This window comes from Kribbella qitaiheensis (assembly GCF_042657745.1).
Classification (GTDB): Bacteria; Actinomycetota; Actinomycetes; order Propionibacteriales; family Kribbellaceae; genus Kribbella; species Kribbella qitaiheensis.
This window is the reverse complement of the sequence record NZ_JBHSKE010000045.1, coordinates 86,054-102,736: the sequence shown is the minus strand read 5'-3', so window position 1 is coordinate 102,736 and position 16,683 is coordinate 86,054. Positions and strand designations below refer to the sequence as shown.

Below are 16,683 nucleotides of genomic sequence, written 5' to 3'. Positions count from 1 at the left end.
GCCAGTAGCGGCCACTCGACAGCGCGGCTCGGCCTCACCGCCTCCGCAGGCGATCAACCTCTCGAACTCCGACGGAACCGCCCACCGTGTCGGAACGACCATCAGCAGACGGCCAGAGCGCCGATCACCAGAAACAATCGCCGCCGGGACAGGCCTCACCAAGGGTGCTGCCTAGCTATCGACCCCAATACTAGCGCGGCCACGGTCAACCGCGCCCCAGCCTCCTGTCGGGGCACCGCTCGCGGACCGGCAAATCATCCGGTCTGTGTGATGCCGGGGCCGATGCGGGCGAACAGGATGGCCTTGGCGTCGGGCCTCGACGCCGAGACGGAGACTCTGAGGACGGTGTTTCATGGGGCGGCGACTCGCGGCGGCCGTCGCGCTGCTGGTGGGGTTGGCCACGCTGGTGCTGGGCGTGGTCGTCTCCGTGGACCAGTTTCCGCGCGGACTCGGTCTGCTGGCCTGTATTGCGATCGCCGCGGCGGCGGCCTGGTACGGCCTACTGCGGCGGGGGATCGCGCGCGTGGCGGGGTTGACGTTGGCAGGCCTGGCGCTGGCCGGCGCTCTGGCCTTCCTCATTGCGGGCGGTGGACTCCTCGGCGTTCTGGTCGTCGTGGCGGGAGTCCTCGCCACTCTGGCAGCGCTGCGTGCCAGCTTTGCCAGCCACGTGGATCTGCCGGCTGCCCCGGCCCCGAAGCGAGCGGTGCTGTTCTACAACCCACTCTCCGGCGGCGGGAAGGCAGAACGCTTCGCTGTGGCCGAGCAGGCGCGCAAGCGTGGCATCGAGCCGATCGAGCTGAAGCGCGGGGACCAACTCGAAGTCCTCGTCCGTCGCGCGGTCGAGAACGGCGCGGACGGGCTCGCGATGGCCGGCGGGGACGGCTCGCAGGCGATCGTCGCCGCGATCGCCGCCGAGCTCTCGCTCCCGTACGCCTGCATCCCCGCCGGCACCCGCAACCACTTCGCGCTCGACCTCGGGGTCGACCGTGACGATGTCGTCGGCGCACTCGACGCTTTCGTCGACGGCGGCGAGCGGTTGGTCGACCTGGCCGAGGTCAACGGCCGCGTGTTCGTCAACAACGTGTCGCTCGGCCTGTATGCCGAGGCGGTCCAGCGCAGCGGCTATCGCGCCGCCAAGATCCGGACCATTCTCGACACCGTGCCCGACGCGCTCGGAACCAATGGCAGCGATCTCGACATGCGCTGGACGGGGCCGGGCGGGCACGAACATCGTGGGGGTGCGGCGGTGCTCGTCTCCAACAACAAGTATCGCCTCGGTCGTGCGGTCGGCTCCGGCACGCGGCCGCGGATCGACGACGGCCTGCTCGGGATCACCGTCATGGGGGCACCCTCCGGTGGCGATGAGGCAGGCCGCGCTGTTCAGCGTCCCTGGCGCGAGTGGTCCGCCACGTCCTTCGAGGTCGATGCTGATCGGCCTCTCCCCGCAGGCGTCGACGGGGAGGCGCTCGTCTTCGATGCGCCGCTGCGGTTCCGGATCCGGCCCGGCGTCCTGCGGGTGCGCATCGCGCCCCAGCATCCGGGCTCATCGCCTTCCGCGATGGCCCCCGAGGGCCTCCGCGAGGGCGTCGTCGAGCTCGTGCGCATCGCCCTCGGCCGTGAGTCGGCAACCGCACCGCGAAGGGCGCCGTGATGGACCTGAAGGAGATCGAACTGGAGGTCAGGGACGACGGCAACGAGTTCAAGGGCGAGCTCACGTGGTGACCGCCGAGGCGGTGCGAAGGCGGACTTCATCGGTGCAGCGCCGCCTCGCCGGCTACGACCGCGCCCTGTACCGATCGGTCGCGCGTCTGCCGACGCCAAGGCTGGATGAACCGCTGCGGCGCGTGTCCGATTTCGCCGACTACTCCAAGCCCTGGTTGCTCATTGCCGCCGCCCTCGCGCTGCTCGGCGGCCCTCGAGGTCGGCGCGCCGCGGTCACGGGGCTAGCGGCGGTCGGGACGGCGTCCTTCGTGGTGAACCAGCCCATGAAGAGGGCAGGGGAAACCCGCCGACCCGACCGGGAGGCTCTCGGCGTCCCAAAGCCTCGATGGGTGCGGATGCCCACCTCGGGATCCTTTCCCTCCGGACACTCCGCGTCCGCGGCGGCCTTCGCCGTTGCCGTCGGAGAAGTCCTGCCTCCGCTCCGAGTGCCGTTGCGGGCGGCAGCGGCGGTAGTCTCGTTCTCACGGGTCTACACCGGGGTGCACTACCCGAGCGACGTTCTGGTCGGCGTGGCCGTAGGAGCGCTGTCCGGAAGCATCGCCGCACGTGTGGCCCGCCTAATGACCGCTGGTGAGGATTGACTCGATGCGGGTGCCGACCGTGTTCCCGTCCTTATGCGGGTACCGGCCTGAATGGCTGCGCGCTGACCTGGTCGCCGGCCTCACGGTGTGGGCGGTGCTGATCCCGGAAAGCCTCGCCTACGCGTCCATCGCGGGGGTGTCGCCAGTGGTCGGCCTGTACGCCATCCGCCAAGGGGGTCCACGTGGCTGAACCGGTGGAGAACGCTGAGCAGAGCCGGGAGCGTCGGCAAGGGCTCAGGCATCCGGTGGTTGTCGTCTCGCTCGTGCTGGCCGCGCTACTGATCGTCATCGTGGTGCTGCAGATCCTGAGTGGCGGCGACGGCTTCTCCACGATCGACGAGAACAGTGGGAACTGGGCCTACCTGGCGGTCTTCCTGCTGGTCTTCGGCGATGCGTTGTGCGCGGTGTTCCCGGGGGAGACGACCCTGAACGCCGCCTCCACGCTGGCCGCCCAGGGGATGCTGAACCTGGTGCTGATCATGGTGGCCGGTGCCGCTGGAGCCGTCGCCGGCGACTCGGCGCTCTACTGGATCGCCCGGCGCAACAGGGCCAGGTTCCAGCCCCGGTTGGACGCGCTGATGAGGCACCAGAAGGTCGCGGCAGGCATGAACTTCATCGGTACGAGCGCCGCACCGCTGCTGATCTTCGGCCGCTACCTGCCCGGGCTGAGATTCGTCGTCAACGCGACTCTCGGGCTCGCGGCCTATCCGTACCGGCACTTCCTGTTGTGGTCGGCCATCGGCGGAACCATCTGGTCGGTCTACACCTGCGGCCTGGCCTACCTCGTCGGCACGGCCCTGGCCGGCTTCCCGCTCGCCTCGGTGATCCTCTCCGGCGCCCTCACCACCATCGGGATCGGCGTCGTCTTCCTGGTCGCCCGCCGGCGCCGTACCGCCGGCGGGGACCCCGTGCAGCCCTGACCCTTCAGAGTTCGGCGAAGACTGTTGCCCAGTCGTTCTTGACGCTCACCACCGTCCAGTCCTGTGCGCGCGCCCGCTCGAGCGATGTCTCGGCGCCGGAGGTGTAGCTGAACTCGCGTTCCTCGTCGTCGTGCAGGATCAGCATCCGTAGCCCGGGACGCGAGGGAAGCCCGGCGTACTGGAGCATCGGGATATCGCCGTTGGAGTTGCCGCCGGCGATCACGGGCCGCTGACCGGTCCGGCTCCAGATGCGGACGGGCTTCATCGGACCGTCGTCGAAGACATCCATCTCGGCCTGGTAGACGAGTGATCCTCCGCTGTCGTCCTCCTGATACCTGAGCCCGGCGGAGCTGCCGATCACCCGCTCGGCCGGAATGCCGTAGATCTCGGAGGTGACCGGTCGCATGAAGTCGCGGTCACCTCCCGACGCTATGTAGGTCGTGAATCCGTTGGCCTCCAGGTAGTGCAACAGTTCGACCATCGGGAGGTAGGCGCAGTCCCGGAGCCGACGGCCGAGCGTGGGGTGGTGTGTGGTCAGGAGGAAGCGCTCGGCCAGCTCCGCGTAGGTGTCGACACTGACCGTGGCGAACGCCTGCAGGATGCCGCCCAGCAGGACTTTCACGTCGCTGTCGTCACCGTGGTAGTGCTTGGTGAGCACGCCCCCGAGCCAGGCATAGTCCTTCTCCCGGGCGGCCTGCCAGGGCTGCCGGGTTCGGAGGCTCGGGTCCTGTTCGGCCATCTCCGCGAGCCGCTGCAGGACGAAACCGAGCTCGGGCGGCATCGGCTTCTCGCACCACAGCGTGCCGTCGTTGTCGAACACCGCGATCCGCTCGGAGAGCGGAACGTACTGCGCCCCGCCTTCCTGTACGGCGCCGTCGACGTAGTCCACCAACGCCTGTCGCGTCGGGGTGTCGTTCCAGGACGCCAAGTGGGCATCGGATCGCTGTGCTGTGCTCATTGCCGGGCCTCCTACTCGCGCATCAGCATCAGGGCGGCTTCGCGTTCGAGATCCATGTACGGCTCGCCGCTGACGTCGACCGCGACCCGGTTGATCGTGCCACCGGTGAACGTGTGCGGGGGCTCGCCCGGGTAGTCATCGGTGATCGGCTCTCCGTTGTGCCGTCCGACGTAGAGACCTGATCCGGCGATGGCGAAGGCTCCGAGCTGAGTCTTGATCTGTCCCTCGCCGACCTTCTCCTTGCCGTGGTACAGCGAGAGCGTTCCGGTCGCAGCCTCGGGGGTCATCCCTTCTTTCTCGAAGGACGCCGAAAGGATCAGGTTCTCGCCCGTCGGGATGTCCTTCGTACCGACCACCTGCTGCTCCAGCGCGCCGACGAAGCTGTTCACGTAGTGCAACCTGTTGTCCTTCACGTACAGGGCGTGGCCGCCGAACCGGGCCCCCATGGCGAACAGCACACCTTCGGCTCCCGGTGCCGGAGTGTCGACCAACGCACCGATCACGAACGAGCGGCCACGGGTGTTGACCGCCTGCCACTCCGAGACCGCGGCAGTGTCCGGGTAATACACGTACCGGTCCGCCGGAGCGCTGAGCTGGGGCCTGGGGGTACTCAGGATCTCCAGTGCGGAGCGATCGTCGAGCGGGAAGGCGCCGTTCGCGCCGGCCTCGGCGAACCAGATGTTCACCAGCTCGCGCAGCTTCTCCGGCTGCTCCGCCGCCAGGTTGTTGATCTCGGACCGATCGACGTCGACGTGGTACAGCTCCCACTCGTCGGCGTTGAAGTTGGCCCAGCCGGACACGGTCGGGTGGGTGGTGACCGCCTTCCAGCCCTCGTGCCAGATCGAGCGCGACCCCAGCATCGAGTAGAACTGCGTCTTTCGTCCGGACTCGGCAGTCTTGTCGTCGATGCTGCCGCGCATGCTGATCCCGTCGAAGGCGCTCTGGGTGTGTCCCTTGATCGCCTCCGGGGCTTCGACGCCGAGGACGTCGAGGATCGTCGGGACGATGTCGATCGCGTGGTGGTACTGGTGGCGGATCTCGCCGCGTGCGGGCGCGCCCATCGGCCACGAGATGATGCAGGGGTCCGCGGTACCGCCGTTGAACTCGTACCGCTTCCACATCTTGAACGGCGTGTTGAACGCCATCGCCCAGCCGTTCGGGTAGTGGTTGTACGTCCTCGTGCCGCCCAGCTCGTCGAGCTTCGCGAGGTTCTCCGCCAGGTCGTCGGGAATCCCGTTCGCGAACTTCATCTCGTTGACCGAGCCGTTCGGTCCGCCCTCGCCGCTCGCGCCGTTGTCGGACACGACGATGACCATGGTGTTCTCCAGCTGGTCGGTCTGCTCCAGGTAGGCGAGCAACCGGCCGATGTGGTGGTCGACGTGCCCGAGGAACCCGGCGTACACCTCGGCCATCCGGGCGAACAGGCGCTTCTCGTCGTCGTTCAGCGTGTCCCACGGGCGGGTGTAGTCCAGCTCCGGGAACGGCTGGCCGTCCGGGCCGGTGCGCGTCTGGGGCGTGCCGATCGGATTCACCGGAGGCAGTTCGGTGTCGGCCGGCACCAGACCGAGCTCCTTCTGCCGGGCCAGGGTCTGTTCCCGCATCGCCTCGTAGCCCTCGTCGAAGCGGCCCGCGAACTTCTCGATCCACTCCTTCGGAGCGTGATGGGGTGCGTGGCAGGCGCCAGGTGCGTAGTACAGGAAGAACGGCTTGTCCGGAGCGATCGACTTGGCGTCCTTGATGAACTCGATCGACTTGTCGGTGAGGTCGTCGGTGAGGTGGTAGCCCTCCTCGGGTGAGCGTGGCTGATCCACCGGGTGGTTGTCGTAGACCAGGTCGGGATACCACTGGTTCGTCTCCGCGCCCAGGAACCCGTACCAGCGTTCGAAGCCCCGGCCGCTCGGCCAGTTGCGACGGGTCGCCGCGAGGTTCATCTCGTCGGTCGGGCACAGGTGCCACTTGCCCACCATGTACGTGTTCCAGCCGCGCTCCCCGAGGATCTCCGGGAGCATCCCGTTCTCCGGTGGGATCGTGCCGCTCGCGTTCGGGAAGCCGATGGCCGCCTCGGTGATGCACGCCATGCTGTTGCGTGTGTGGTTGCGGCCGGTGAGCAGACACGACCGGGTCGGCGAGCACAGCGCCGTCGTGTGCCACTGGGTGAAGCGCACGCCGCGCGAGGCGATCGCGTCGATGTTGGGGGTCTCGATCGGGCCGCCGTAGCTGCTCATCGCCGAGAACCCGACGTCATCCAGCACGATGTAGACGACATTCGGCGCTCCCTCCGGTGCCTTCGGCGGCTCGAAGGGCGTCCAGTCCGGATCGGAGTCGCGGATATCGACATTGACCTTCCCGCGGAACGGCACAGGCATAGCTCACTCACTCCTCATTCTTGTCGCTGCTTGGCTCGGCGGGCTCGGCTCACCCCGCCGACGTGGCCGCCGGGGGCGGGCGGCAATTGCCTTCAGCTCAGCTTCGGTCGAGCCCGCTGCCCAAGTCGTCCCCCGCAACGGATGATCCGGCTTCTCGCCGGACAACCTGGATCGCACGGGTCAGCAAGCGGTGGTCCTCGGCTTGAGGTTAGTAGTTAGTGACTAGTAACCTCGGAGTGTGGAGCGCAGGCAAAGGATGAGTGGGTCGGACCGCAGGCAGCAGGTCCTGCGGATCGCGGCAGAGGAGTTCGCCGATGGCGGCCTGCATGGGGCGTCGACCGAGTTGATCGCCCGACGGGCCGAGATCACCCAGGCGTACATCTTCCGGATGTTCGGGACCAAGAAGGCCCTGTTCCTGGAGGTGGTGATCGCGGCCTTCGATCGCCTGACCGAAGGGATGCGCGACGCCGCCGGTACCGAGACCGGGCTCGACGGACTCGCCCTGATGGGTGCCCAGTACAACGAGCTGTTGGCCGACCGTACGTCGCTGCTCCTCCAGCTCCAGGGCTTCGCCGCGTGCGGCGATCCCGAGGTTCGCGATGCCGTGCGCGACAGCTTCGGGCGGATGTGGCAGACGGTCGCCGACGCCACCGGACTCGACGCGGTCACCATCAAGGCGTTCCTGGCCTTCGGAATGCTGCTCAACAACGGCGCCGCCCTCCAGGTCGCCGAACTGGACGAGCCGTGGGCAAGCGGCGTACGGACTCGCATTCAGGCCGGCCTGTTCGATCACATCACGACCGAGACGAACCAATGAACGTCCCGGAAAATCGATCCGAGCCTCGGTTGCTGGTGCCCTCGCTGTTCTTCATCGCTCTGGTCGTCGCCGCGGTCGGCAGTCTCGGGGCGCCCCTCATCACCAGCGTGGCGACCACGTTCCAGGTGTCTCTCGCCAGCGCGCAGTGGACGCTGACCATCACCCTGCTCTGCGGAGCAATCGCGACACCCGTCCTCGGGCGCTTGGGGGCTGGTCCGCATCGCCGTGGCACCATCCTCGCCACGCTGGCGGTTGTGGTTGCGGGAAGTGCGCTCACCGTCCTTCCCTTGCCCTTCGCCTGGTTGCTCGTCGGCCGAGGCGCGCAAGGCGTCGGTCTGGGTCTGACCGCACTGATGATGGGCGTGGCCCGGGACCATCTCCCCGAGCAACGGGGGGCAGCCACGATCGCGCTGGTATCGGTGGCGTCCACCATCGGTATCGGCGTCGGCTATCCGCTCGCTGGTCTGCTGGCGGAACTCGGGGGAGTGCGCGCCGCTTATGCGCTCGGTGGTGTTGTCACGGCAGTCGCTTTCCTGGCGGCCTTGCGCAGCATGCCCGTCCCGCCCGAGGGGCGCTCTGCTCGGGTGGACGTGCCCGGCGCCCTACTCCTCGCTGGTGGGCTGTTCCTCGTTCTTCTTCTCGCCAGTGAGACCAGTCTGTGGAGCCAACACGTCCGCCTCGCCGTAGCCCTGGCGGCTCTTGCGGTGCTCCTGCTCAGCGTCTGGACGGCGTACGAACGCCGCGCGACGTCGCCGCTCGTTGACGTCCGGCTGGTGCGGCACCGAGCGGTCGCCGTCGCCAACGTCGTCACGCTGGTCGGCGGCGTCGGCATGTACCTCCTGCTGACTCTCATCACCCGGTACGCCCAAACGCCACGCAGTACCGGCTACGGCTTCGGGCTCACCACTTTCGCCGCCGGCCTGGTGCTCGTTCCGTTCTCCCTGCTGGGTTTCATCGCGGGCAAGGTCACCCCTCGCCTTCGCGAGCGGATCGGCGCACCCTTGTCCCTGGCCGACAGTGCCATCGTCGTCCTCGGCGCCTTCGTACTCTTCGCCGTCGCCCGCTCGAACGTCGCCGACCTGCTGGTGGCGATGGCAATCCTCGGCTTCGGTGTCGGCAGCTTCTCTGCTGCCATGCCGGCGGTCATCCTGGCCGTGACTCCGCAGAGCGAGACGTCGAGTGCCATGAGCTTCAACCAAGTCGTGCGCAGCGTCGGCTTCTCCCTCGGAAGTGCCGTCGGCGGCCTAGTGCTAGCCGCAGGGACCGACACCGGCAGTCTCTTCCCGACCGACGCCGCCTACACCACGGCGGCATGGATCGGCGCCGCGGCAACAGCAGGAGCCGCGCTGACCACCATCGCCCTCGCCCGTGAACGTACGGCCGCGACGGTCAGGTGACCTTGCTCCGTCGACCCTGCCAGTAGTTCCAGGCGAGGGTCACCAGGATCGCGCCGCCGATCGAGCCGATGATGCCGCTCGGACGCAGCGAGAGGCCGTCGCCGGCCAGCAAGCTGATGAGCAGACCGCCGACGATGGAGCCGAGCAAACCGGCGACGATGGCGGTCGTCCAGTTGATGCCGTGTCCGCGGGTGCCGAGCAGAAGTTGCGCCGCGGCTCCCACGAGCATGCCGAACAGCAAGATCCCGATGATGAGCATGGCCCGACGCTACGGCCTCGGAGCGCCGATCGCACCAGCCACTACGGATGAGCCACCACCTTCACCCGTACTGGTGCTGAGTGGTCCAGGCCGCCTGTCCATGCGAACTCCTAGCCGGGGTCTGCTGAGCCCGGGGTCGCCACGGGCGCCGTGTCTGGGTCGGCGCGGTAGGCGTTGAAGGCTGTCCTGAGGGTCGGGTAGACGTTGTCCTCGCCGATCGTTTCCAAGATCCCGTACACGCGGAGCGTCGCGACCAACTGGGTGTCCGGTCGGACGAGCACGAAGCGGGCCTGGTGAGCCCGGCTGTAGTTGACCAGGTTGGCCAGGGTGATCCCGGCCGAGTAGTCGATGTCGTCGATCGCGCCGCAGTCCAGCGCTACCCAGCGGACCGGGTCGGGAGCGGCGGAGATCACCGACTCGAAGTGGTCGGCGAAGCGGTTGGCGTTGGCGTAGAAGAGTTCCGCGTCGTAGCGGAAGACAACCAGCCCGGGCAGGCTCTGCGCGCCTGGCACTGCCGGCAGGTACGTCGGTTCGCCGGCCTGGTTCTGACCGATGACGAAGTCGCCTGGGTTGTACTGCCGCCGGACGAGGTCGAGTAGCGAGAGCACGATGGCGAGGATGATTCCCTCTTCGACGCCGACGGCGAAGACGGTGACCGCCGTGATCAGAGCCACCACGAACTCGTTCTTGCGTCGCATCCACAGCCGCTTCATGCCGGGCAGGTCGATCAGGCTGACGCCGATGAGGAAGACGATCCCGGCGAGCACTGCCGCGGGCATGTCGGTCAGTAGCCCGGTGAAGAATAATGTGAACAGCAACGCGACGGCCGCCATCGTCAGGTTGGCGAGCTGGGTGCGCCCTTTCTGCTCGTCGAGGATCTGCGTCTTGGTCGGGCTGCCGTTGACCACGAAGGTGCCACTGAGGCCGGCGGCGAGGCTGGCGCCGCTGAGCCCCACGATGTCGCGGTTGATGTCGACGGCGTCTCCGTGTTTGAACGCGAAGCTGCGGGAGGTCGCGGCGCTCTGGGCGACGATGAGCACGAAGCAGGAAATGGCAGTCGGCAGCACCTTGGGCACGTCAGACCAGGAGACGCCCGACGGCAGGCCGATCGGCGGGAATCCGCCCTGCACCGCGCCCACCACGGCCACACCATGCGCGCGCGCGTCGGCCAGGGCGGAGATGGCGGTCAGCAGCACGACGGCGACGATGGCACCCGGGACAACCTGGATGAAGCGCTTGAAGACCAGGATGATCACGATCGTGCCGAGCCCGAAGGCGAACGCGCCGAGGCTGATCGATGACAGCGAGGTGATCCAGTGCCACTGCTGTTCGAACCAGCCGCCTTTGCCCTTTGGGATGCCGAGCAGGTCCGGAATCTGCCCGGACAACACCTGGATGCCGACGCCGGTGAGGAACCCGATCAGTACCGACGCGCTCAGGAAGTCCCCGATAAAGCCCAGTCGCAGCAGGCGCGCCACGACCAGCAGCACACCGCAGATCAGGGCCGTCAGACTGGCGAAGGCAAGCCAGTCAGGCGATCCGGGGTTGACTCCGGCGATGCCGAGACCGCTCAGGCCGGCGGCGAGCACCGCAGCGGTGGCCGAGTCCGCGCCCACGACCAGCAGCCGCGACGAGCCCAGCAGGGCGAAGATCAGGGTGGGGAAGATGATGGTGTAGAGCCCGGTCACTATCGGCGTACCGGCAATGGACGTGTAGCCCATCACCTCGGGGATCGCCACCGCCGACAGGGTCAGACCGGCGATGACGTCCCGAGCCAGCCAGGCCCGGCGGTACCCACGCAGCGACTCGGGGATCAGCTTCATGCCACCTTCCCGGTTCAGACATTCTGGATGGCTTCGATCCGGTTCGAGCTGATGGCCTTGGTGAAGTCTGCGAAGTCCAGGTCGTTCTGGGCTGCGTAGCGTTCGGCGAAGTCGGTGATCGACTTGTCGAAGGCATCGTCATCGCCGAGGTAGGCAGCGATGGAAACCGGGTCGCCGGATCGTGCGTGCGCACGGGCCAGGGTCCACCCGCAGGTGCGGCCGTAGAAGGCCAGCTCCGCGGGCACCATCAGCTCCACGAGCGCTGAGCCCTTCATGTCGCGCAGTTGGCGCCAGTAGAAGTAGCGGTCGGCCTGAACACCCTTGGACCAGCCCAGGAAGATGTCGCTGCTGGCCTGCATCAAGCGCTGGCCCTGGACCACCCGCTCGCCCGGTTGCCTGAATGCGCTCTTGCGCAAGGGTCCTTCGAGAACCGACCTGGTGGCTTCCTTGACCTGGAGGAACAGCGGATCGCCACCGTCACGGCCCTGCAGGAGGACGATGAACGCTCGAGTTCCGACACTGCCGACGCCGACGACCTTCCGTGCCCAGTCGACGACCTCGAACCGCTCCAGTAGTTGTCGAATGTCGAGCCGAAGGGTGGAACGATAGTCCCGGAACAGCTTGAAGACGACTTCGCCGAGCTCGTCGGGGTCTACGCCGTACGTCGTGTGGAGCTCGCGCACGGGGACGATCACTGGCGGGACACTGGCGATGCGGTAGCGGCCGTCGACCTTTTCGCCGAGCTTGGACAGGGCCTGGTCGCTGGTGCGGGAGTGCGTCTTCTGTGCGTTCTTCGCAAAGCGCTTCTGGGCCTCTTTCACCTGCTTCGACGTCATCCCGCTCATGCCGTCCTGCTCGCCCGTGCCCTTGCTCTTGCCCTTCTTGGATCCCTTGTCCTTGTCTTTGCCCTTGCCGTCGGTTCCGGCCAGGAAGGCGGTCACCGACTGCTTGATCTGGTCCTCGGCGAGGTGGGCGTACCAGATGTCGAGGGTCTTGATGGCGGCGAACTCGGCCATCGTCTCCCGGTAGGAGGTGACACAGGCCCTCGTGATCGCACGAGCGTCCGAGTCCGAGCAGCCGTTGTTCTGTGCCGCCACCATGAGACTCGCGGCCAGCCGTTTGACGTCGTACTCGAACGGGCCCGGAAGAGTCTCGTCGAAGTCGTTGACGTCGAACACCAGGTGTCGCTCCGGCGATGCGAAGACCCCGAAGTTCGACAGATGGGCGTCCCCACACAGTTGGACCTGGAGACCGGCCGTGGGTGTCTCCGCGAGGTCCGCGGCCATGATCTTGGCGGCACCGCGGTAGAACGTGAACGGCGAGGCCATCATCCGGCCGTGCCGCACCGGAATCAGGTCTGGGTCACGCCGGAGGTTCTGCTCCTCGATGAGCGCCACCGGATCCGCCCGGTCCGCTGCGGGCTTCCACCCTGCGTGACTGTCCGGCTTCGCTCGATCGCGAGCCTCCAGACCGCGTGCTCTGCGATCCTCCAGAGTCAGATGCTCAACCTTCGTCGCCATGATCGGCCGCCCTCTCTCTGCGTTGCAGGCGCCGCTCGTCGAACGAGCCGGAGTCACCACCCTGCAATCCGCGTACCCTGCCGACGATTCAGCAGGACCCGGGCTGCCGCATCACCCCTGCAGGAGGATTAGGCGCCTGGATAGCCAGGCACCTGTCGTCGCTGCGTATAACCGGCACCCCAGTGCACGAGATCGAAGAAGCCGGCCAGGACCACCCAGAACCAGTCGAACCCGTTCAGGCCGCCCCCGGTGTAGAGGATCACGTACATGAGAGTCGCGAAGGGAAGGAAGACGATGCCGAGCAGCGGCCAGAACCACGTGTCGAAGGCCGCGTCCACCAACTTGGGTCGTGCCACCCAGACGATGAACAGAGCCAAGCGCGGAAAAACCCCCGCAAGCAAGGCGAACAAGCACCCCATGACACTCCTATCGCGCACTCTTGGCCCGTAGCTGTCGACTTGGATCGTTGCGCGAGTCACCGATGGCGGACATCATCCGCGCGGGGTGAATTGCCGAACCACGGCTACGCGTCGGTACGGCGTACCGGGGCAGCCGGTGACGCCTGGAACCTGTTCGCCAGCGGCCCGGCGCTGAGGCCGTGAACAACCACGCTGATCACGACGGTGAGAGAGATGACCGCCACGATGTCGGATCCGGCCTCGTCGAGGGCCTCCAGGGCCAGCAAGGCGAAGATGACCGAGGCGAGGCCGCGAGGGCCGAACCAGCCGATGAAGACCACGGCATACCGGTCGAAACCGGCACCGAGCAGGGCCAGCGCGACCGGAATCATCCGCACCAGGGTCAGGCTCAACGCCACGTAGAAGAGCACGCTCCAGCTCCACGCGTCGCTGATCACGGGCACCGCCAGAACACCGAAGACGAGCCAGCTGATCATGGAGGCCAACGCACCGGACTGCTCGACGAAGTAGACCTCCTTCTCGCCGCCGCGTCCCGCGACATTGCCGAAGACCAGTCCGCCCACGAAGGCTGCGACGAAGCCGTTGCCGTCGACCAGCAGTGCTCCGGTGTAGGCAAGCAGGGCAAGGGCCAGCACGGCCGGCCCGGCGAGCTCCTCGGAGAGCCAGCCCTTTCCGCGCGCCAGCTTTGTCAGGGCGCCGCCGAGCCCGCCGACCACGACACCCGCCAACACGCCTACCACCAGGGCCAGCACGGCTCGCCCCGGGCCCTCCACACCGGCGATCCCCTGATCCGCGGCGACACCGGCGATCGCCACAAGCACGATCGGGGTGGCGATGCCGTCGTTGAGCCCGCTCTCGACGTTGAGTGCGCTGCGAACCTTGTCGGGGACCCGAGGGTTCGACATCACCGTAGCTCCGAGCGCCGCGTCGGTCGGAGCCAGCGCGGCTCCGATCAGCAGGGCTGCCCACGGGTCGAAGTCCAGGACCACGATCGCGACGGCGGCTCCCAGCGCTACCGTCAGTGGAAGGCCGACACCAAGCAGTCGCACGTAGCTGCTCAGATCCCGGCGAAACTGACTCAGCCGAACCTTTGACGCGTCGCCGAAGAGGACCCACACCAGTGTCACTTCGGCGATGACCTTGACCAGCTCGGGATCGACACCGGCGTCGAAGAGCCCGAACAGCTCGACGAAAATGAAGCCGGCAGCCACGAAGACGATCGGGGCAGTGAGTCCTGGCCGCTCGAGGCGATTGGCCAGGACACACCAGCCGAAGATCGTGGCAAGCACCAGGACCAGCGACAGGCCTTCCATCCAGCTACCCTCCGATCAACCTCAGAGCGGGTCGTGGGCCGGCGGCCGCGGGGCACCTGGTGTCGTGGCCAGGACCGGCTGCTCAGTCATCGGGGTCGCTCAGTGTGAGTGCGCTCACTCACTGGCGGCGAGGTCGGCATCCATTTCTGCCGAAGCCACCTCGATGGCGACGCCGATCGCTGTCACGATGCGGCCGGTCGCCGCGGCAACCCGCGAGGTTCCGACGATGGGTGCGATCGCGGCGAGGACACCGCGAACGTCCTCGGGGCCGAGGCCAATCTCGGCGTCGACGGCCAGGTTCAGGGCGTAGGACACCGCAGGTGCGTCGCTGGCCACCAGGGCGGCGAGCCTGACGAGCGCGATGGATTGGGCATCGAGGCTCGACGTGGCTACGGAATCCACGGTCATGCGCTCGAGGAGGTCGAGGACCGGGGTGTCTGACGAGGTGGGATCCGACATGGCTTCTCCTAAGAAAGTGTGCTGTGACGGCGAGTCCGACCGCCACAGCCCACCCTGCGCCTGCTGCTGGTTCGAGGCATCATCCAGATTGAATGAACCATCTCGAGCTCATCCCAACGGTTCCTCTTGGAGAGGTTCGGTCGCCGCCTTGGATTCCGGCTCCTTGCCCGGCGCCGGCGTACCGGCGATGAGAGGGATAGCCCACCGTGTACGGGGGTCGGATTCGACCAGCAGAGCCTTGGTGAGGAGTGTGAGCGGTACGGCGAGCAGCGCGCCGACCGGCCCTATCACCCAGGTCCAGAACACCAGGGAGAGGAAGGTCAGCATCGCCGAGAGTCCGACGGCGTCGCCGACCACGCGTGGCTGGATGACCGACTGGATCAGGAAGTTGATCACGCTGTAGACGATGATCACGGCGATCATCGTCCCCGGGCCGCTGTCCAGCAGCGCGATCAGCGCGGGTGGGATCACGCCGATGACGAAGCCGATGTTGGGGATGAAGTTGGTGACGAAGGCGAGCACAGCCCACACGAACGCCCCGGGCACGCCCATGATCTGCAGGGCGATGCCGTCGAGGACCGCGACGATGAGTCCGAAGCCGGCCGAGACGCCCATGTAGTTGCGAGTGCCCCGCGCGAAGTTGGCCAGTGCGGCCACGGGATAGGGGAAGCGTTCGCCGAGTGTCGCCAGGCTGCGGCGGGTGGAGTCGGTGTCGAAGGCCATGAAGAGCAGGACCGTGAACAGGAAGAAGAGATTGCTGACGACTCCCAGCGTGCTGGACAGCACCGACATCGCGAGGTCGACGAGCTGCGCCGGGTCGACCGCATTGACCACGGCATTGATCTGATCCTGCTTGACCCCGAGATCGCGCAAGGTGTTGCCCACGCTGGCGACCGCCTCGTTGATCTGGGCGGTGTAGCCGGGGATCAGCGCGGCCAGCTGCGCCACCGAGACGATCAGGGCAAGGGTGAGGAGGAAGAGCAGCAGGTAGGCGGCGAGCAGCATGATGATCGAGGCCACCCATTCGGGCAGCCGGTACCGCTCGAGCCGGCGGCGAATCGGGTGCAGGGTGACCGTGATGACCAGGGCCAGGAACACCGGCCCGATGATGTCGGCGATGGAGCTGACCCCGGCCATGGCGATGGTGAAGGCGGCGGCCCCCAGCAGGAGGGTCAGCGCGAACGGCCGGGTCCGCTCGTAGACGTCGCGTGCCGAGCTGGGCGTGTTCGTCATCTGTTTCTCCTGTCGCCGCCGGTACGAGAGTCAGCGGCCGTAGGTCACCCGGCGATGTCGCGTCCGTGGGCGGCCAGGGAGTGCGACCAGGCCGGCGATGGCTTGGAATGCGCCGGACATGATCATCATCACGCCGGCGAACACGATGAATCCGGTCGCGACGCCGCTGGGCGCTCCTGCCTGCTCGCCTGCCGCCCGGTAGTTCTGCTGTGTGGTTTGCTCGGTCATCTGCCTAACCCTCCTTGACTTGCCGCGCGGTCCCTGCCGCCGCGACGGGCATGCTTCATCCAACCGGCGCAGATTCGATGCCGAATCACCTACATCGTGTGAAATCCCGGGGCTCACCTGGCCGGTGAGCTTCCCCTCAGGTTTCGGTGTCGGCGTTGGCCTTGCCCTGTTTCACGGCTCCGAGGATCACCTGGATGCCGAGTCCCAGCACCACGAGGTCCAGCAGCATCTGGGCGGTGACGACGAGCCGGGTGGTCTCCGCCTTGGCAGAGATGTCGCCGAAGCCGACCGTGGTGAAGATGGTGACGGTGAAGTAGAGCGAGTCCGACCGGGTCAGAGGCTCGGTGAACATCGCGGCATCGTCGAGGCTCAGGATGAAGTACGTGGACGCGAACAGCAGCAGGAAGAGGGGAGTCGTGGAGGCGAGGGCCTGAACCGCGCGGATGCCGGGATAGTTCGAGCGGACGATGGCCCGCGCCTGCCAGGCGATCATTCCGGCCAGCAGCGCAACGCCGATCACGAGCTCGACGAACACGTAGGTGTCCGATCGGCGATCGAGTGGCAGGACGTAGTAAAGGGCAACCATGACCACCGCGGTGACGAGTGCCCGGAGCAGGCCCCGCGTGATCAGCCACCGCCGCCGCCGGGCGGTCAGCGGCCTCATGGGC

Annotated in this window: 17 protein-coding genes; 6 read left to right on the top strand and 11 right to left on the bottom strand. The window is 67.2% G+C overall.

All coding sequences use genetic code 11. The features are described from left to right. Positions 1–352 precede the first annotated feature (352 nt). The 4 genes from ACFPJ1_RS28620 (at position 353) to ACFPJ1_RS28605 (ending at position 3,223) form a co-directional block, all read left to right on the top strand. A complete protein-coding gene (locus ACFPJ1_RS28620; RefSeq protein WP_380108599.1) occupies positions 353–1,651 on the top strand; it encodes a diacylglycerol/lipid kinase family protein in 1,299 nt (432 codons plus the stop codon). Positions 1,652–1,754: 103 nt separating this feature from the next. Continuing rightward, positions 1,755–2,303, top strand: coding sequence for a phosphatase PAP2 family protein (locus ACFPJ1_RS28615; protein WP_380108598.1), 549 nt, complete (start codon positions 1,755–1,757; stop codon positions 2,301–2,303). A 4-nt stretch (positions 2,304–2,307) separates the two neighbouring features. Next, on the top strand, positions 2,308–2,493 hold the full coding sequence (locus tag ACFPJ1_RS28610) for a SulP family inorganic anion transporter (protein ID WP_380108596.1): 186 nt from the start codon (positions 2,308–2,310) through the stop codon (positions 2,491–2,493). Next, on the top strand, positions 2,486–3,223 hold the full coding sequence (locus tag ACFPJ1_RS28605) for a DedA family protein (protein WP_380108595.1): 738 nt from the start codon (positions 2,486–2,488) through the stop codon (positions 3,221–3,223). The genes ACFPJ1_RS28610 and ACFPJ1_RS28605 overlap by 8 nt, the downstream gene beginning before the upstream one ends. Before the next feature lie 4 nt (positions 3,224–3,227). Here the strand turns inward: ACFPJ1_RS28605 and ACFPJ1_RS28600 are convergent, their stop codons facing one another. Both ACFPJ1_RS28600 and ACFPJ1_RS28595 read right to left on the bottom strand, forming a co-directional pair. Beyond that, the gene (locus ACFPJ1_RS28600; protein ID WP_380108593.1) at positions 3,228–4,181 is read right to left on the bottom strand and encodes an HAD family hydrolase; all 954 of its coding nucleotides are present in this window, start codon (positions 4,179–4,181) and stop codon (positions 3,228–3,230) included. Between the two features lie 11 nt (positions 4,182–4,192). After that, positions 4,193–6,547, bottom strand: coding sequence for an arylsulfatase (locus ACFPJ1_RS28595; protein WP_380108592.1), 2,355 nt, complete (start codon positions 6,545–6,547; stop codon positions 4,193–4,195). 256 nt (positions 6,548–6,803) lie between these two features. On the opposite strand from ACFPJ1_RS28595, the gene ACFPJ1_RS28590 reads away from it, so the two are divergent. Further along, positions 6,804–7,364, top strand: coding sequence for a TetR/AcrR family transcriptional regulator (locus ACFPJ1_RS28590; protein WP_380108590.1), 561 nt, complete (start codon positions 6,804–6,806; stop codon positions 7,362–7,364). Further along, positions 7,361–8,761: an MFS transporter gene (locus ACFPJ1_RS28585; protein ID WP_380108588.1), complete on the top strand. Its 1,401-nt coding sequence runs from the start codon at positions 7,361–7,363 to the stop codon at positions 8,759–8,761. The genes ACFPJ1_RS28590 and ACFPJ1_RS28585 overlap by 4 nt, the downstream gene beginning before the upstream one ends. On the opposite strand, the gene ACFPJ1_RS28580 is transcribed toward ACFPJ1_RS28585, so the two are convergent. The 9 genes from ACFPJ1_RS28580 to ACFPJ1_RS28540 form a co-directional block, all read right to left on the bottom strand. Beyond that, complete coding sequence (locus ACFPJ1_RS28580; RefSeq protein WP_380108587.1) at positions 8,754–9,020, bottom strand: GlsB/YeaQ/YmgE family stress response membrane protein; 267 nt, start codon at positions 9,018–9,020, stop codon at positions 8,754–8,756. The genes ACFPJ1_RS28585 and ACFPJ1_RS28580 overlap by 8 nt on opposite strands. Before the next feature lie 110 nt (positions 9,021–9,130). Next, on the bottom strand, positions 9,131–10,843 hold the full coding sequence (locus ACFPJ1_RS28575; protein ID WP_380108586.1) for a SulP family inorganic anion transporter: 1,713 nt from the start codon (positions 10,841–10,843) through the stop codon (positions 9,131–9,133). A 14-nt stretch (positions 10,844–10,857) separates the two neighbouring features. Beyond that, a complete protein-coding gene (locus ACFPJ1_RS28570; RefSeq protein ID WP_380108584.1) occupies positions 10,858–12,363 on the bottom strand; it encodes a DUF2252 domain-containing protein in 1,506 nt (501 codons plus the stop codon). Positions 12,364–12,491: 128 nt separating this feature from the next. Further along, positions 12,492–12,719: a hypothetical protein gene (locus tag ACFPJ1_RS28565; RefSeq protein WP_380108582.1), complete on the bottom strand. Its 228-nt coding sequence runs from the start codon at positions 12,717–12,719 to the stop codon at positions 12,492–12,494. Positions 12,720–12,886: 167 nt separating this feature from the next. Next, on the bottom strand, positions 12,887–14,095 hold the full coding sequence (locus tag ACFPJ1_RS28560; RefSeq protein WP_380108581.1) for a cation:proton antiporter domain-containing protein: 1,209 nt from the start codon (positions 14,093–14,095) through the stop codon (positions 12,887–12,889). A 114-nt stretch (positions 14,096–14,209) separates the two neighbouring features. Next, complete coding sequence (locus tag ACFPJ1_RS28555; RefSeq protein WP_380108580.1) at positions 14,210–14,554, bottom strand: carboxymuconolactone decarboxylase family protein; 345 nt, start codon at positions 14,552–14,554, stop codon at positions 14,210–14,212. 108 nt (positions 14,555–14,662) lie between these two features. After that, the gene (locus tag ACFPJ1_RS28550; RefSeq protein WP_380108578.1) at positions 14,663–15,787 is read right to left on the bottom strand and encodes an AI-2E family transporter; all 1,125 of its coding nucleotides are present in this window, start codon (positions 15,785–15,787) and stop codon (positions 14,663–14,665) included. Positions 15,788–15,817: 30 nt separating this feature from the next. After that, positions 15,818–16,015, bottom strand: a complete 198-nt coding sequence (locus ACFPJ1_RS28545) for a hypothetical protein (protein ID WP_380108576.1) — start codon at positions 16,013–16,015, stop codon at positions 15,818–15,820. 136 nt (positions 16,016–16,151) lie between these two features. Continuing rightward, positions 16,152–16,679 carry an ion channel gene (locus ACFPJ1_RS28540; RefSeq protein WP_380108575.1) on the bottom strand — a complete coding sequence of 176 codons (528 nt, stop codon included), beginning with the start codon at positions 16,677–16,679 and terminating at the stop codon, positions 16,152–16,154. Positions 16,680–16,683: the final 4 nt, after the last annotated feature.

Excerpts from the sequence above, each read along its gene's own strand:
- ACFPJ1_RS28620 (WP_380108599.1), top strand. The coding sequence starts at position 353 with ATGGGGCGGCGACTCGCGGCGGCCGTCGCGCTGCTGGTGGGGTTGGCC.
- ACFPJ1_RS28610 (WP_380108596.1), top strand. The coding sequence starts at position 2,308 with ATGCGGGTGCCGACCGTGTTCCCGTCCTTATGCGGGTACCGGCCTGAA.
- ACFPJ1_RS28600 (WP_380108593.1), bottom strand. The coding sequence starts at position 4,181 with ATGAGCACAGCACAGCGATCCGATGCCCACTTGGCGTCCTGGAACGAC.
- ACFPJ1_RS28595 (WP_380108592.1), bottom strand. The coding sequence starts at position 6,547 with ATGCCTGTGCCGTTCCGCGGGAAGGTCAATGTCGATATCCGCGACTCC.
- ACFPJ1_RS28590 (WP_380108590.1), top strand. The coding sequence starts at position 6,804 with ATGAGTGGGTCGGACCGCAGGCAGCAGGTCCTGCGGATCGCGGCAGAG.
- ACFPJ1_RS28585 (WP_380108588.1), top strand. The coding sequence starts at position 7,361 with ATGAACGTCCCGGAAAATCGATCCGAGCCTCGGTTGCTGGTGCCCTCG.
- ACFPJ1_RS28580 (WP_380108587.1), bottom strand. The coding sequence starts at position 9,020 with ATGCTCATCATCGGGATCTTGCTGTTCGGCATGCTCGTGGGAGCCGCG.
- ACFPJ1_RS28575 (WP_380108586.1), bottom strand. The coding sequence starts at position 10,843 with ATGAAGCTGATCCCCGAGTCGCTGCGTGGGTACCGCCGGGCCTGGCTG.
- ACFPJ1_RS28570 (WP_380108584.1), bottom strand. The coding sequence starts at position 12,363 with ATGGCGACGAAGGTTGAGCATCTGACTCTGGAGGATCGCAGAGCACGC.
- ACFPJ1_RS28560 (WP_380108581.1), bottom strand. The coding sequence starts at position 14,095 with ATGGAAGGCCTGTCGCTGGTCCTGGTGCTTGCCACGATCTTCGGCTGG.
- ACFPJ1_RS28555 (WP_380108580.1), bottom strand. The coding sequence starts at position 14,554 with ATGTCGGATCCCACCTCGTCAGACACCCCGGTCCTCGACCTCCTCGAG.
- ACFPJ1_RS28550 (WP_380108578.1), bottom strand. The coding sequence starts at position 15,787 with ATGACGAACACGCCCAGCTCGGCACGCGACGTCTACGAGCGGACCCGG.
- ACFPJ1_RS28545 (WP_380108576.1), bottom strand. The coding sequence starts at position 16,015 with ATGACCGAGCAAACCACACAGCAGAACTACCGGGCGGCAGGCGAGCAG.
- ACFPJ1_RS28540 (WP_380108575.1), bottom strand. The coding sequence starts at position 16,679 with ATGAGGCCGCTGACCGCCCGGCGGCGGCGGTGGCTGATCACGCGGGGC.